Here is a 15,214-nt window from a genome sequence, read left to right as displayed (position 1 = left end):
CAGTGAGACGACGGGAGGGATTCGATGCCTGCTGCCCACCTCGGTTTTCCCGAGCCTCAGGGCCTGTACCACCCTTCGAACGAGCACGACGCCTGTGGCGTCGCCATGGTCGCCGACGTCGCGGGACGCCGCAGCCACGACATCGTCACGAAGGCGCTGACGGCCCTGTGCAACCTCGACCACCGGGGGGCCCAGGGAAGCGAGCCGGACACCGGTGACGGTGCCGGAATCCTCACGCAGATCCCCGACACCTTCCTCCGCGCAGAAGCGGGCTTCCCGCTCCCCGACGCGGGCTCCTACGCCGCCGGTACGGCCTTCCTGCCCGCCGACGCCGAGGCCCGCGGCGACGCGGTACGGCTGATCGAGCGGATCGCGGACGAGGAGGGCCTGACGGTTCTCGGCTGGCGCGAGGTCCCGACCGACCCGACGCTGCCCGGCCCGAGCGCCCGCGCGACGATGCCGCACTTCGCGCAACTGTTCGTCAGCTCCCCCGGCGGCGAGAGCGGCCTCGAACTGGACAGGCTCGCCTTCTGCCTGCGCAAGCGGGCCGAGCACGAGGCGAAGGTCTACTTCCCCTCGCTCAGCTCGCGGACGATCGTCTACAAGGGCATGCTCACCCCCGGCCAGGTCGAGCCGTTCTTCCCCGACCTGAGCGACGAGCGCTACGAGAGCGCGATCTCGCTGGTCCACTCGCGCTTCTCGACCAACACCTTCCCCTCCTGGCCGCTGGCGCACCCCTACCGCTACGTCGCCCACAACGGCGAGATCAACACGGTCAAGGGCAACCGCAACTGGATGCGCGCCCGCGAGGCCATGCTGGACACCGCCGCCCTGCCCGGCGACCTGTCGCGGCTGTTCCCCATCTGCGACCCCGAGGGCTCCGACACCGCCTCCTTCGACGAGACGCTCGAACTGCTCCACCTCGCCGGACGCGAACTGCCCCACGCCGTGCTGATGATGATCCCCGAGGCGTGGGAGAACAACACCGAGATGGACCCCGCGCGGCGGGCCTTCTACGAGTTCCACTCCACTCTCATGGAGGCCTGGGACGGCCCCGCCTCGATCACCTTCTCCGACGGCACCCTCGTCGGCGCCGTCCTCGACCGCAACGGCCTGCGTCCCGGCCGGTTCTGGGTCACCACCGACGGCCTCGTCGTGCTCGCCTCCGAGGCGGGCGTCCTGGACATCCCCGCGCAGGACGTGGTCCGCAAGGGCCGCCTGCAGCCCGGCAGGATGTTCCTGGTCGACACCGCCCGCGGCAAGATCATCGAGGACGACGAGATCAAGGCCCAGCTCGCCGCAGAACTGCCCTACGGCGACTGGCTGCACGCCGGCCTGGTCCGCTTCGAGGAACTGCCCGCCCGTTCGCGGGAGATCCCCACCCACGAGGCCCTGATCCGGCGGCAGCAGACCTTCGGCTACACCGAGGAAGAACTGCGGATCATCCTGGCGCCCATGGCCCGCGCGGGCGCCGAGCCCATCGGCTCCATGGGCACCGACACGCCCGTCGCCGTCCTCAGCGACCGGCCCAGGCTGCTGTTCGACTACTTCAGCCAGCTGTTCGCGCAGGTCACCAACCCGCCGCTGGACGCCATCCGCGAGGAGCTCGTCACCTCCCTGGCCAGCACGCTCGGCCCGGAGGGCAACCTGCTCGTCCCTGAGCCCTCCTCCTGCCGCCAGCTCGTGCTGCCCTACCCGGTGATCGACAACGACGAGCTCGCCAAGATCATCCACATCAACGACGAGGGCGCGCTGCCCGGCTTCCGGCCGCACGTCGTCTCCGGCCTCTACGAGGTCCGCGGCGGCGGCGAGGCCCTGCTCCACCGCATCGAGGAGATCCGCGCCGAGGTCTCGGCCGCGATCGAGGGCGGGGCGCGGATCATCGTGCTGTCCGACCGGGGCTCCTCCGACGTCCTGGCGCCCATCCCGTCGCTGATGCTCACCGGCGCGGTCCACCACCACCTCATCGCCGAGAAGACCCGCACCCGGGTCGGCCTGGTCATCGAGACCGGCGAGGCGCGTGAGGCCCACCACATGGCGCTGCTCATCGGCTACGGCGCCGGAGCGGTCAACCCCTACCTCGCCATCGAGACCGTCGAGGACATGATCGCCTCCGGCGTCCTGAAGGTCGAGCGCGACAAGGCCGTGCGCAACCTCATCAAGGCGTATGGCAAGGGCGTCCTGAAGGTCATGTCCAAGATGGGCGTGTCCACAGTCGCCTCCTACACCGGCGCCCAGATCTTCGAGGCGCTCGGCCTCGGCGAGGACGTCATCGCCACCTGCTTCACCGGCACCACCTCCCGCCTCGGCGGCGTCGGCTTCGACGTCCTGGCCAGGGAGACCGCGCTGCGCCACGCCCGCGCCTACCCCAGGGCCGAGAACGCCCACCGCCGCCTTGAGGTCGGCGGCGAGTACCAGTGGCGCCGCGAGGGCGAACCGCACCTGTTCAACCCCGAGACCGTCTTCAAGCTCCAGCACGCCACCCGTTCCCGCCGCTACGAGATCTTCAAGGAGTACACCTCCCTCGTCGACTCCCAGGCCGAGCGGCTCATGACCCTGCGCGGCCTGTTCACCCTCCGCGAGGGAGTGCGCGAGCCCGTCCCGATCGACGAGGTCGAGCCGGTCAGCGAGATCGTCAAGCGCTTCTCGACCGGCGCCATGTCCTACGGCTCCATCTCGATGGAGGCGCACGAGACCCTCGCCATCGCGATGAACCGCCTCGGCGGCAAGTCCAACACCGGCGAGGGCGGTGAGGACCCGGAGCGGCTGCACGACCCCGCCCGCCGCTCGGCCATCAAGCAGGTCGCCTCGGGCCGCTTCGGCGTCACCTCCGAGTACCTCGTCAACGCCGACGACCTGCAGATCAAGATGGCCCAGGGCGCCAAGCCCGGCGAGGGCGGCCAGCTTCCCGGCCACAAGGTCTACCCCTGGATCGCCAAGACCAGGCACTCGACCCCCGGCGTCGGCCTCATCTCGCCGCCGCCGCACCACGACATCTACTCCATCGAGGACCTCGCCCAGCTCATCCATGACCTGAAGAACGCCAACCCGGCCGCCCGCGTGCACGTCAAGCTCGTGGCCGAGGTCGGCGTCGGCACGGTCGCGGCGGGCGTGTCCAAGGCCCACGCCGACGTCGTGCTCATCTCCGGCCACGATGGCGGCACCGGCGCCTCCCCGCTGACCTCCCTCAAGCACGCCGGCGCCCCCTGGGAGCTCGGCCTGGCCGAGACCCAGCAGACGCTGCTGCTCAACGGCCTGCGCGACCGCATCGTCGTGCAGGTGGACGGCCAGCTCAAGACCGGCCGCGACGTGGTCATCGCCGCCCTGCTCGGCGCCGAGGAGTACGGCTTCGCCACCGCCCCGCTGGTCGTCTCCGGCTGCGTGATGATGCGCGTGTGCCACCTGGACACCTGCCCGGTCGGCGTCGCCACCCAGAACCCTGAGCTGCGCAGGCGCTTCAGCGGCAAGCCCGAGTTCGTCGTCAACTTCTTCGAGTTCATCGCCGAGGAGATCCGCGAGTATCTCGCCGCCCTCGGCTTCCGCAGCATCGAGGAGGCCATCGGCCACGCCGAACTGCTCGACACCGTCTCCGCCGAGCAGCACTGGAAGGCGTCCGGCCTCGACCTCACGCCGATCCTGCACCGCCCAGAACTGCCCGAGGGAACCGCGCTGCGCCGCGTCACCGAGCAGGACCACGGCCTGGAGCGGGCCCTGGACCACACCCTGATCCAGCTCGCCGAGGGCGCCCTGGCCAACGGCACCAGGGTCACGCTCGACCTGCCCATCCGCAACGTCAACCGTACGGTCGGCACCATGCTCGGCCACGAGGTGACCAAGCGGTACGGCGGCGCGGGCCTGCCCGACAACACCATCGACGTCCGCTTCACCGGCTCCGCGGGCAACTCCTTCGGCGCCTTCGTGCCCAGGGGCGTCACCCTGCGCCTGACCGGCGACGCCAACGACTACCTCGGCAAGGGCCTGTCCGGCGGCCGGATCACCGTCAGGCCCTACGAGGAGGCCCCCCTCGACGGCCACATCATCGCCGGAAACGTCGGCCTGTACGGCGCCACCTCCGGCGAGGCCTACATCCGCGGTGTCGTCGGCGAACGCTTCTGCGTCCGCAACTCCGGGGCCACCGCCGTCGTCGAGGGCGTCGGCGACCACGGCTGCGAGTACATGACCGGCGGCAGGGCCGTCGTCCTCGGCCCCACGGGCCGCAACTTCGCCGCGGGCATGTCCGGCGGCGTCGCCTACCTCCTCGACCCCGACACCGCGCGGATCAACCGCGAGATGGTCGAGATCGAGGACCTGGACGAGACCGACGCCGACGCGCTGCGGGAGATCGTCGAGACCCACCTGGCGGAGACCGGTTCGGCCGTCGCCAGGGAACTCCTCGCCGACTGGGACCCGTCCCGCTTCCGCAAGATCATGCCGACCGACTACAAGCGCGTGCTCCGCGCGGCCGAGGCCGCCAGACGCGAGGGCAGGGACATCGACGAGGCGGTCATGACGGCCGCGGTGCAGGGATAAGGGGGGTACACACCGATGGCTGACCCGAAGGGTTTCCTCACTCACGGACGCGAGCTTCCCGCCCGCCGTCCCGTCGACGTGCGCATCCGCGACTGGAAGGAGGTCTACCAGGACTTCCCCAAGGCCGCCCTGACCAAGCAGGCCTCCCGCTGCATGGACTGCGGCATCCCGTTCTGCCACAACGGCTGCCCCCTGGGCAACCTCATCCCCGAGTGGAACGACCTGGTCTACCGCGACGACTGGCGCGAGGCCATCGAACGCCTGCACGCGACCAACAACTTCCCCGAGTTCACCGGCCGCCTGTGCCCGGCGCCCTGCGAGGCCGCCTGCGTGCTGGGCATCAACTCCGACCCGGTGGCGATCAAGCGCGTCGAGGTCGAGATCATCGACCGCGCCTTCGACGAGGGCTGGGTCACCCCCCAGATCCCCACCGCCAGGACCGGCAGGAAGGTCGCCGTCGTCGGCTCGGGACCCGCGGGCCTCGCCGCCGCCCAGCAGCTCACCAGGGCGGGACACGACGTCGTCGTGTTCGAACGCGCCGACCGCGTCGGCGGCCTGCTGCGCTACGGCATCCCCGAGTTCAAGATGGAGAAGCGGCACATCGACCGCAGGCTCGCCCAGATGCGCGCCGAGGGCACCGAGTTCCGCACCGGCGTCAACGTCGGCGTCGACATCACCGCCGCCCAGCTCCGCGAACAGTTCGACGCCGTCGTCCTGGCCGGAGGCGCCACCAAGTGGCGTGACCTGCCGGTCGCCGGACGCGACCTGAAGGGCGTCCACCAGGCGATGGAGTATCTCCCCCTGGCCAACAAGGTCCAGGAGGGCGACCGCGCCACCCCGCAGATCGACGCCAACGGCAAGCACGTCGTCGTCATCGGCGGCGGCGACACCGGAGCCGACTGCATCGGCACCGCCATCCGCCAGGGAGCCGCCTCCGTCACCCAGCTGGAGATCATGCCCCAGCCCCCGGCGGAACGCCCCGGCAGCCAGCCCTGGCCCACCTTCCCCATCCTGTTCAAGATGGAGAGCGCCCACGAGGAACTGGCCGAGGGCGGCGGCGACCGCGTCTACGCCGTCTCGACCACCGAGTTCGTCGGCGACGCCAATGGCAACGTCAGGGCACTGCGCCTCGTCGAGGTCGAGGGCCCCGCCAACGGCTTCAAGCCCATCCCCGGCACCGAGCGGGAGATCCCCGCCGACCTCGTCACCCTCTCCATGGGCTTCGTCGGCCCGGAGAAGGCCGGACTGCTCGACGACCTCGCCGAGAGCGCCGACGGCGAGTTCTTCGACGCCCGCGGCAACGTCGCCAGGGACAAGGGCTACCAGACCTCCGTCGAAGGCGTCTTCGTCGCCGGAGACATGGGACGCGGCCAGTCGCTGATCGTCTGGGCGATCGCCGAGGGCCGCTCCGCCGCGGCCGCCGTCGACCGCCACCTCACCGGGCAGACCGCCCTCCCGGTGGCGATCCCGCCGACCGCCAGGCCGCTGGTCTGACCACGAACCCGGTGTTCCCGGTACGGCTGCCCGCCAGCCGTACCGGGAACACCGGTTTGCTTTGCGGGTTGGATGGCTTGAGGATGATTCTCCTGGCCCTGACGGATGTGGAGGATCGATGAACCGCTGGCGCACACGCCTGGCAGGGGCGACCGCCGCCGTGGTCGCGAGCCTCACCGCCGTGACCCCGGTGAACCAGGCCGCCGCGACGCGCGACTACCTCGTCTTCTACGCCGACGGCGCGCGCACCGGAGCCGTCGACGCCATCGAGGCGGCCGGGGGAACCCCGGTCTCCACCGAGCCCAAGCTCGGATACGTCATCGCCAGGGGCCCCGCGACCCGCTTCGTGGAGAGCCTCGCCACGGACCCCTCCGTCGCCGGGATCTCCAGCGACCACAGGATCGGCCGCGCCGCCTCGGTCCCCGTGACCGGCGTCAGCGCCTCCGACATCCGCAGCCTCACCGTCGCCGGAGGCGAGCCCCTCGCCGACCGGCAGTGGGACATGAAGATGATCGGCGCGACCGCGGGCGGATCCCACCTCACCGCCCCCGGCGACAAAAAGGTGCTGGTCGGCGTCATCGACACCGGCATCGACGGCAAACACCCCGACATCGCCCCGAACTTCAACCGCGACCTCAGCCGCAACTTCGTCACCGACATCCCCAAGGACCCCAACGGCAAGGACCTCGACGGCCCCTGCGAGTTCGAAGGCTGCAAGGACCCCGCCGACTGGGACGACGACGGCCACGGAACCCACGTGGCCAGTACCATCGCCTCCCCGGTCAACGGGCTGGGCGTCGCGGGCGTCGCCCCCGGCGTCTCCCTCATCAACCTCCGCGCCGGCCAGGACTCCGGGGTGTTCTTCCTCAAACCCAGCCTCGACGCCCTCACCTACGCCGCCGACCACGGCATCGACGTGGTCAACATGAGCTACTACATCGACCCGTGGCTGTTCAACTGCACCGCCAACCCCAGCGACTCCAAGGCCGAACAGCTCGAACAGCGCGGCGTCATCACCGGCATGCAGCGCGCCCTCGACTACGCCCGCGACCACGGCGTCACCCTGATCAGCGCCATCGGCAACGAGGCCACCGACCTCGGCAGCCCGAAGATCGACCCCATCAGCCCCGACTATCCCCTCGACACCCAGCGCAACCGCGAGATCGACAACTCCTGCCTCAGCGTCCCCGCCGAGTCCAACGGTGTCATCTCGGTCTCCGCAGTCGGCCCCAGCAAGCGCAAGGCCTCCTACTCCGACTACGGCGTCGAGCAGACCGACCTGGCGGCCCCCGGCGGCGACGCCGCCGACTCACCCGACGGCAAGGGCGGCCAGGACATCACCAGGACCGTCCTCGCCGCGGTCCCCGAGAACGTGCTCCGCGCCGGGCGCCTCATCGACGCCGACGGCAAACCGCGCACCGACTCCGTCGTCCGCGACTGCCAGGGCGGAACCTGCGCCTACTACCAGTACCTCGCGGGCAGCTCCATGGCCGCCCCGCACGTGACCGGCGTCGCCGCCATCATCATCAGCCGCTTCGGCAAGCCCGCCAAGGACGGCGTCACCATGCGGCCCGCCGACGTCGAACGACTGCTCTACGCCAGCGCCTCCCAGACCTCCTGCCCGAGCCCCCGGCGCTACGTCTACCAGGGCTTCACCGGGGACAACGCCCACACCTGCCAGGGTTCCAAGGCCCACAACGGCTTCTACGGCCACGGCATCGTCGACGCGGCCAGGGCCGCGACCATCACCCCCTGACGTCCAGGGCGTCACACCGGCGCAGGTCGGTGACGCCCTCAAGGGCGACGGGGGAGCAGTTCGCCTCGATCCACGCCAGCCGCGGATCGGCGTCCGCCCCCTGCCCCGTGAACCCCGACAACTGGACGAACCGCAGGTCACCCGCCGCGACCAGACGCTTGAGCTCGTCGAGCCCCACCGCCTGGTCCGTGGCGTTGTAGCCGCCCATCGCCACCACATCCCCACCCGTCGCGATGATGTACGGCGCCGCCCCGCTGGCCGACAGCGTCGCCAGCAGGATCCTGGCACCGTCCCGCCGGGCGGTGACGTACTCCAGCACCCGGCGCTGCCCGTCCGTCAACGTCCCCGTCGCCACCCCCCACGTCGACAACCCACCCCCGTTCATCCGCCCCCGGTTGGGGCCACCGCCGGGACCGCCGCCTCGGGGACCACGGCTCCGGGCGCCGCCGCCGGACCCTGTTTCCGGGCCCGCGGCAGGGTTCACCCCGCCCGTCCCGCCCGGCCCCTCCAACGGCTCCGCCACCGACCACGCGGCGGGCGCGAGCAGCACCGCGACCACCGAGAACACCACCGCGAGAACCCTCCCCGGTCTGCCCCACAACCGCCCCACCAGCAGACCCACGACCCCCAGCACCCCCGCCACCCCCACCGACGGCGCCAGCCACGGCAACCAGTCGGGCGTCCGCCGTACCACGACGAGCGCCCACAGCGCCGACCCGCAGACCGCGACGGGAAGCAGCGCCCACGCCCAACCCCCGGGACGCCGGTACAGCCGCCACATCGCCACCGCCCCCGCACCCGCGACCGCCGCCACCGCGGGAGCCAGCTGCGTCGTGTAGTACGGATGGAAGATCCCCTCGGCGAAACCGAAGACCGCCCAGCACGACACCAGCCAGCCACCCCACACCACCCAACCGGCGACCTCCCCGGACCGGGCGGCCTCCCCGCGCCGCGCCGCCAGCGTCACGGCCGCCGCGACCGCCCCCACCACGCAGAACGGCAACAACCAGCTGATCTGCCCCGCCACCTGGTCGTTGAACAACCGGCCGAACCCCGGATCACCGCCCATGCTCGGCCCCGCGTTCCCCAGCCCCGTCCCCGCCCCGTCACGCGTCCCCAGCAACCGGCCAAACCCGTTGTAACCGACCACCAGATCCCACGCGCCGCCGTCCCTGCTGCCCCCCACGTACGGCCTGGCCCCCGGCCACACCTCGACCGCGACCACCCACGCCAGCGACGTCACCACCATCGCCGCGCCCGCGACCGCCAACGCCCGCACCCGCCGCCACGAGACCCCCGCCACCAGCCACGACCCCAGCAGCGCCGGAGCGACCACCCACGCCTGCAGCATCTTCACCGTGAACGCCAGCCCGACGAACACACCCCCGGCCACCAGCCAACGCGCCCGATCCTCCCGCACCGCCCGCGTCACCGCGTACGCCGCGCACACCAACGTCAGAACCAGCAACGTGTCCGGATTGTCATTACGGTTCACCGCCACCGTGATCGGCGTCAACGCCAGCACGACCGCCGCGACCGACGCCGCCACCGGACCCGCCCAGCGCAGCACCGCCCGATGCAGCACGACAACCGCGAGCACCCCCTCGACCACCTGCGGCAGGATCAACGCCCACCCGTGATAACCGAAGACCCGCGCCGACAACGCCTGCACCCACAACGCCCCCGGCGGCTTGTCCACCGTGGCGACCCCCAGCGGATCGAACGCCCCGAAGAAGAAGTTCGACCAGCTCACCCCCATCGACCGGACGGCCGCCGCGTAGTAGGAGTTGCCGTACCCGAGCGACCCCGGCGCCCAGCCGTACAGAACCGCCGCCACCGCGCACACCGCGACCAGCGACCACCTCGACCACCGTGGTTCCCCGCGCACATCCATGCGCCACAACCTCGGGCCGCCGGCTCAACAACCCCTTGACACCCCATGAGGATCCAATGAGAACCCCCGGATCCACGCCGGTGACACGATGTCATCGAGTTTTTCACCCCTGCTCCGGCCAACGTAACGACCAAGTGGTCTGTACCAATTAGGGTGGGACCCGTGACTCGTCGCGCAAAAATCGTCTGTACCCTCGGCCCCGCCACCTCCTCCCCTGAACGCCTCCGCGAACTCATCGCCGCAGGCATGGACGTGGCTCGTTTCAACCTCAGCCACGGCAGCCAGGAACTGCACAAGGAGGTCTACGACAGGGTGAGGGAGGCCGCCGCCGAACTCGGCCGCGGTGTGGGCGTGCTCGCCGACCTGCAGGGCCCCAAGATCCGCGTCGGAAAGTTCGAGGAGGGCCCGGTCCGCCTCGGCTTCGGAGACGTCTTCACCATCACCACGGAAGACGTCCCCGGCGACCGCGAACAGGTCTCGACCACCTACCTCGGCCTCCACAAGGACGTCCGCCCCGGCGACAGCATCCTCGTCGACGACGGACGCGTCCACCTGGAGGTCACCCGCATCGACGGCCCCCGCGTGACCACACGCGTGATCATCGGCGGCATGATCTCCGACAACAAGGGCCTCAACCTGCCCGGCGTCAACGTCAGCGCCCCCGCCCTCACCGACAAGGACGAGGCCGACCTCCGCTGGGCCCTGCGCACCGGCTTCGACCTCATCGCCCTGTCCTTCGTCCGGCGCCCCTCCGACGCCGACGTCGTCCGCAACATCATGGAGCAGGAGGCCGTCCGCCTCCCGCTGCTCGCCAAGATCGAGAAGCCCCAGGCCGTCGAACGGCTCCCCGAGATCATCGAGGCCTTCGACGGCATCATGGTCGCCCGCGGCGACCTCGGCGTCGAGCTCCCCCTCGAAGAGGTGCCGATCGTCCAGAAACGCGCCATCGAACTCTGCCGCGAGAAGGCCAGACCGGTCATCGTCGCCACCCAGATGCTCGACTCCATGATCTCCGCCCCCCGGCCCACCCGCGCCGAGGCCTCCGACGTCGCCTACGCCGTCATGGAAGGCGCCGACGCCGTCATGCTCTCCGGCGAGACCTCCGTCGGCAACTACCCCATCGAGACCGTCCAGACCATGAGCCGCATCGCGGGCACCGCGGAGAAGACCTGGCTGCAGGCCACCCACAGCCTCGACCGGCTGCCCGAGACCACCGGTGGCGCCATCGCCCGCGCCGCGGCCGAGGTCGGCGCCATCGTCGGCGCCAAGGCCCTCGTCGCCTTCACCATGTCCGGCGAGACCGCCCGCCGCCTGGCCCGCTACCGCTCACCCATCCCGCTGCTCGCCTTCACCTCCGCACCCCACGTCCGCAACCAGCTCGCCCTCACCTGGGGCGTGGAGACCTTCGAGGTCCCCTTCGTCCACCACACCGACGACATGGTCCGCCAGGTCGAGGCCTCCCTGCTGGCCAACGCCCGCCTGGAGAAGGGCGACAAGGTCGTCATCGTCGCCGGATCCCCTCCCGGCACCGCGGGCTCGACCAACGCCCTGCGCGTCCACACCATCGGCGCCGCCGTCTCCCACCCCGCCTGACGCGGCCCACCCACCCCATCCGGTACGGCGGCGCCCACGACGCCCGCCGTACCGGCACCGAAAGTCAACGCCCGTCGAACTCCCACGTCCGCAGGAGCAGCCTCCTGCCCTTCTCCTCACCGGGGATCGGCGGCGCCTCCGTCAGGGAGTAACCCGCGGCACCCGCCACCGCCGCACTCGCGACGTTCTCCGCCTCGATCTCCAGCAACAACCGGTCGATCCCCAGCGTGCCGCGTGCGAACTCCGTCATCACCCGCACCGCCCGCACCGCCAGCCCCCGCCCCCGGTGAGCAGCCCCCACGCTGTAACCGATCTCCGCGACCTCCGAACCGGGCTCACTCCACATCAGCAGCACCTCACCCAGCGCCGCCCCCGCGCCCTCGGTGATGGCCAACTGGACCGCCTGCCCCGCCGAACGCCTCTCCCGCGCACGCTTCAGATAGAGCCGGGCCGCCTCCAGGTCGAACGGGGAGACCAGCGGCGTCCAGTAGGCCACCTGAGGATCGTCGAACAGACCGACCATCGTCTCCAGGTCGTCGTCCTCCCACTCACGCAACACCAGGCCGTGCCCGCTCAGACGGAGCTCCCCAGGGACGACGCCACCAGTCATGACTGCCTCTCAGATCGAAGAGCCGGATGCGCCGACTCTTCCCGATCCTTCCCTCCAGCGGCAAATCGCCCCACCCGCCGTCAGTACTTCGGGCCGACGAACTCGTCCAGCCGCTCGACGGCCTCGCGGCGCGCGACGGAGATGGTGTTCGGCTTGGGCAGTCGCCAGGCGACACCGAGCATGTCGAGGGTTTCCCCGCAGAGGGCGAGAATGTCGCGGGACTCGTTCACGAAGAGATAACGCGGATATTCGTACAACTGCGACCGGCCGTCGAACTCTCGCCGGACCCGGTTGGTCAGCCTGCACCCGTCGGAGTGGAACAGGCCGCGGGCGAGGCTGCCGGGATTGGCCTCGACGATCTTCCGTTGCCAGTTCTCCAGCTTTATCGGGCGTTCGTGTTTCTTTCCCGGCCCGTGCTGGGGGAGGAGGTGGGGCCAGTGTTTGGAGAAGCAGTTGATCTCCGTGCACCCCTGGCGGGGGAGCCTGCGGACCTTGTTGCCCGGTCTGAGGGCGGCCAGCGCCTGGGCGCACTCCTCCTGGAGACCGGGCCAGGCGTCCGCGCACATGATCCGCAGGGACCAGACCTGCTTCGCGGGGTCTCCGACGGTGCTGATGCAGCCGTCCCCGAGATAGAGGCCCAGAAGGTAGGCGTAGACGTCGCCGGGGGCGGGTGGCTGCGGGATCTCCTGGCACCGGGGGCAGGAGGCCACCCGTGAGGAGAGGTGGTCGGGATTGTCCCGCCACTGCCTGACCGTCGCCCGCGAGACGCCTGTCTGGCGGCTGACCGCGCTGACGGTCTGGCCGGAGCCGAGAAGCCGGAGCACCCTTTGACGGACGGTGAGGTCGTACATGCGGAGAGTGTCGCAGGAGGGTACGACAGAAACGCGTGGTGCTTCGGCGGGAACTGCCTTTGGTGCCCTGAGTGGGATTCGAACCCACACTAGATGGTGTTTGAGACCATTTCCTCTGCCGTTGGGATATCAGGGCATATTTCCGGACTTGTCCGGATTGCGTGTCGGTGGTGAGCTTACCCAGAACTGGATCAGCTGTGGACACCGGCGTGGTCCTAATCTAGCGGACATCGGTACTCTCTTGCTCGTGAGTACGCAGCGGCGAGTGGTGATCGCGGAAGACGAGGCTCTGATCCGCCTCGACCTCAAGGAGATGCTGGAGGAGGACGGGTACGCCGTCGTCGCGGAGGCGGGGGATGGGGAGTCCGCTGTCGCGCTGGCGGCCGAGCACCGGCCCGATCTGGTGATCCTGGATGTGAAGATGCCCATCCTGGACGGCATCTCCGCCGCCGAGCAGATCGTGTCGCGGCGGATCGCCCCGTGTCTGATCCTCACCGCGTTCTCGCAGCGTGATCTTGTTGAGCGGGCGCGGGACGCCGGGGCGATGGCGTATTTGGTGAAGCCGTTCACGAAGTCGGATCTGGTGCCCGCGATCGAGATGGCGGTGAGCAGGCACGAGGAGATCGTGGCGCTTGAGCGGGAGGTGGGGTCGCTCTCGGATCGGCTGGAGACGCGCAAGCTGGTTGAGCGGGCGAAGGGGTTGTTGATGGCGGAGCACGGGTGGAGTGAGCCGCAGGCGTTCCGGTGGATTCAGAAGGCGTCGATGGATCGCCGGTTGAGTATGCGTCAGGTGGCGCAGGTCGTGGTTGACGGGGTGTCGGGGGCGGGGGGTGCGCAGGAGGGCTGAGGGGTGGGCCCGGTCGCCGGGTCCCTCTTTCCTTTAGGAAGGTTTCCTGTTTGTTGAGCCCGCGTCGGCTCCGGTGTTCCGGGTCTGACGCGGGCTTTTGCGTGTTTGAAGTGATCTATGTGAGGGTGGTGATGCAGGCGGTGACCATGACTTTTGTCGGTTATAGCTGAAAAGGATCGGTGTAATAACGAAACAGTTACGGTGGCCTGTCCTGTATCGACCCGTGACATCCGCTGGCTGTACTAACCGACACAACCCCCTGGCCACTCCGCCAGGGAGGGCATCTGTGAACCCGCTCCCTATGAGGGGTCGGGCGAAAGGAAGGCAACCTTGCGGCCCAAGACTGCTCGCCTCGGTGGAGTGCTCGCTGCCGGTATGGCACTCACCCTCGGTCTCGCTGCCTGTGGTAACGGTGGCACTGAGGCCCAGTCGTCGGACGGCGGCGCCAGCGACACCCCCGCTGCCAGCACCGTCAAAATCGGTTTCATGGGTGACCTGACCGGCGCCAACGCGGGTATCGTCATTCCGCCGTGGAACGGCGCGAACCTCGTCGTTGACGAGTACAACAAGACCAACCCGGCCACGAAGATCGAGCTGGTCAAGTACGACAGCCAGGGTGACGCCTCCAAGGCCGTCGCGCTGGCCCAGCAGGCCATCAAGAACGACAAGGTCGTCGGCCTGATCGGCCCGGCCTTCTCCGGTGAGTCGGCGCAGGTCGCCCCGGTGCTCGAAGAGGCGGGTATTCCCAGCATCACGGCCTCGGCGACGAACACCAAGCTCGCCGAGAACGGCTGGAAGTTCTGGCACCGCGTGCTGCCGAACGACAGCGTCCAGGGCCCCGGTATCGCGGACTTCATCGCGGGTGCGGCGGGCGCGAAGAACGTCTTCGTCATCGATGACAAGTCGGAGTACGGCAAGCCACTGGCCGACGCGGTCCGCGGGCAGCTGGGCACCAAGGGTGTGAAGCTGACCAACGACTCGCTCGACCCGGCCGAGAGTGACTTCTCCTCGGTGGTGAACAAGGTCGTGGCGGCCAAGCCCGACGCGATCTTCTTCGGCGGTTACTACGCCGCGGGCGGCAACCTGCTCAAGCAGCTGCGTGACAAGGGTGTGAAGGACGCGAAGTTCTTCTCCGGTGACGGCTCGCTGGACAAGGGCCTCATCGACGGCGCCGGCGCGCAGAACGCCGAGGGTGCCCTCGTCGGCTGCCCCTGCTACATCGCCACCCCCGACGTCACCGACCCGAAGGTGAAGAACTTCGCCGACTCCTACAAGGCGAAGTTCAACGCCGACCCGGCGATCTACGCCTCCGAGGGTTACGACGCGGCGACGGTCTTCGTCGAGGCGGTCAAGGCGGGCAACACCACCACCGACAAGATCAACGAGTTCATCAAGACCGTTGACCTGGCCGGTGTCTCCAAGCAGGTGAAGTTCGGCGACAACGGTGAGGTCGTCGCCAAGGACATCTACATCTACCAGGTGAAGGGCGGCGCCATCACGCTGCTGGGCAAGGCCACCGAGGCCAAGCTGGGCTAGGGACGGACCGCGAGAAGAGAAGGTAGTTGGCGCACGGGGAGCGGGATCGCCGAAGCGCGGTCCCGCTTTCCGTGTACTTCCACCAGAGTCCACGAGGTTCTGC

The 15,214-nt window shown here is 69.7% G+C and carries 9 protein-coding genes and 1 tRNA gene; 6 read left to right on the top strand and 4 right to left on the bottom strand.

Going from position 1 to position 15,214, the window contains the following annotated elements; translation table 11 throughout:
* Window positions 1–24 precede the first annotated feature (24 nt).
* The 3 genes from gltB (at window position 25) to FHS44_RS13970 (ending at window position 7,780) form a co-directional block, all read left to right on the top strand.
* Window positions 25–4,530, top strand: coding sequence for a glutamate synthase large subunit (gene gltB / locus FHS44_RS13980; RefSeq protein ID WP_184714389.1), 4,506 nt, complete (start codon window positions 25–27; stop codon window positions 4,528–4,530).
* Window positions 4,531–4,545: 15 nt separating this feature from the next.
* Window positions 4,546–6,024, top strand: coding sequence for a glutamate synthase subunit beta (locus tag FHS44_RS13975; protein WP_184714388.1), 1,479 nt, complete (start codon window positions 4,546–4,548; stop codon window positions 6,022–6,024).
* A 118-nt stretch (window positions 6,025–6,142) separates the two neighbouring features.
* Complete coding sequence (locus tag FHS44_RS13970) at window positions 6,143–7,780, top strand: S8 family peptidase (protein WP_184714387.1); 1,638 nt, start codon at window positions 6,143–6,145, stop codon at window positions 7,778–7,780.
* Here the strand turns inward: FHS44_RS13970 and FHS44_RS13965 are convergent.
* Window positions 7,770–9,674 (bottom strand): ArnT family glycosyltransferase, encoded by a 1,905-nt coding sequence (locus FHS44_RS13965; protein WP_184714386.1) that lies wholly within the window; start codon window positions 9,672–9,674, stop codon window positions 7,770–7,772. The genes FHS44_RS13970 and FHS44_RS13965 overlap by 11 nt on opposite strands.
* Window positions 9,675–9,836: 162 nt before the next feature.
* On the opposite strand from FHS44_RS13965, the gene pyk reads away from it, so the two are divergent.
* A complete protein-coding gene (gene pyk, locus FHS44_RS13960) occupies window positions 9,837–11,267 on the top strand; it encodes a pyruvate kinase (protein WP_184714385.1) in 1,431 nt (476 codons plus the stop codon).
* 64 nt (window positions 11,268–11,331) lie between these two features.
* Here the strand turns inward: pyk and FHS44_RS13955 are convergent, their stop codons facing one another.
* The 3 genes from FHS44_RS13955 to FHS44_RS13945 form a co-directional block, all read right to left on the bottom strand.
* Window positions 11,332–11,877: a GNAT family N-acetyltransferase gene (locus FHS44_RS13955; protein WP_184714384.1), complete on the bottom strand. Its 546-nt coding sequence runs from the start codon at window positions 11,875–11,877 to the stop codon at window positions 11,332–11,334.
* Window positions 11,878–11,957: 80 nt separating this feature from the next.
* Window positions 11,958–12,728 (bottom strand): helix-turn-helix domain-containing protein, encoded by a 771-nt coding sequence (locus FHS44_RS13950; protein WP_184714383.1) that lies wholly within the window; start codon window positions 12,726–12,728, stop codon window positions 11,958–11,960.
* 60 nt (window positions 12,729–12,788) lie between these two features.
* Window positions 12,789–12,864, bottom strand: a tRNA-Leu gene (locus FHS44_RS13945).
* Between the two features lie 111 nt (window positions 12,865–12,975).
* On the opposite strand from FHS44_RS13945, the gene FHS44_RS13940 reads away from it, so the two are divergent.
* On the top strand, window positions 12,976–13,575 hold the full coding sequence (locus FHS44_RS13940; RefSeq protein WP_376771589.1) for an ANTAR domain-containing response regulator: 600 nt from the start codon (window positions 12,976–12,978) through the stop codon (window positions 13,573–13,575).
* Window positions 13,576–13,950: 375 nt separating this feature from the next.
* Window positions 13,951–15,111, top strand: a complete 1,161-nt coding sequence (locus tag FHS44_RS13935; protein WP_184714382.1) for a branched-chain amino acid ABC transporter substrate-binding protein — start codon at window positions 13,951–13,953, stop codon at window positions 15,109–15,111.
* The last annotated feature ends 103 nt before the right edge of the window (window positions 15,112–15,214 follow it).

The organism is Streptosporangium saharense, assembly GCF_014203715.1.
In the GTDB taxonomy this organism is placed as follows: Bacteria; Actinomycetota; Actinomycetes; order Streptosporangiales; family Streptosporangiaceae; genus Streptosporangium; species Streptosporangium saharense.
The sequence above is the reverse complement of the archived record's forward strand: the minus strand, read 5'-3'. Positions and strand labels throughout refer to the sequence as shown.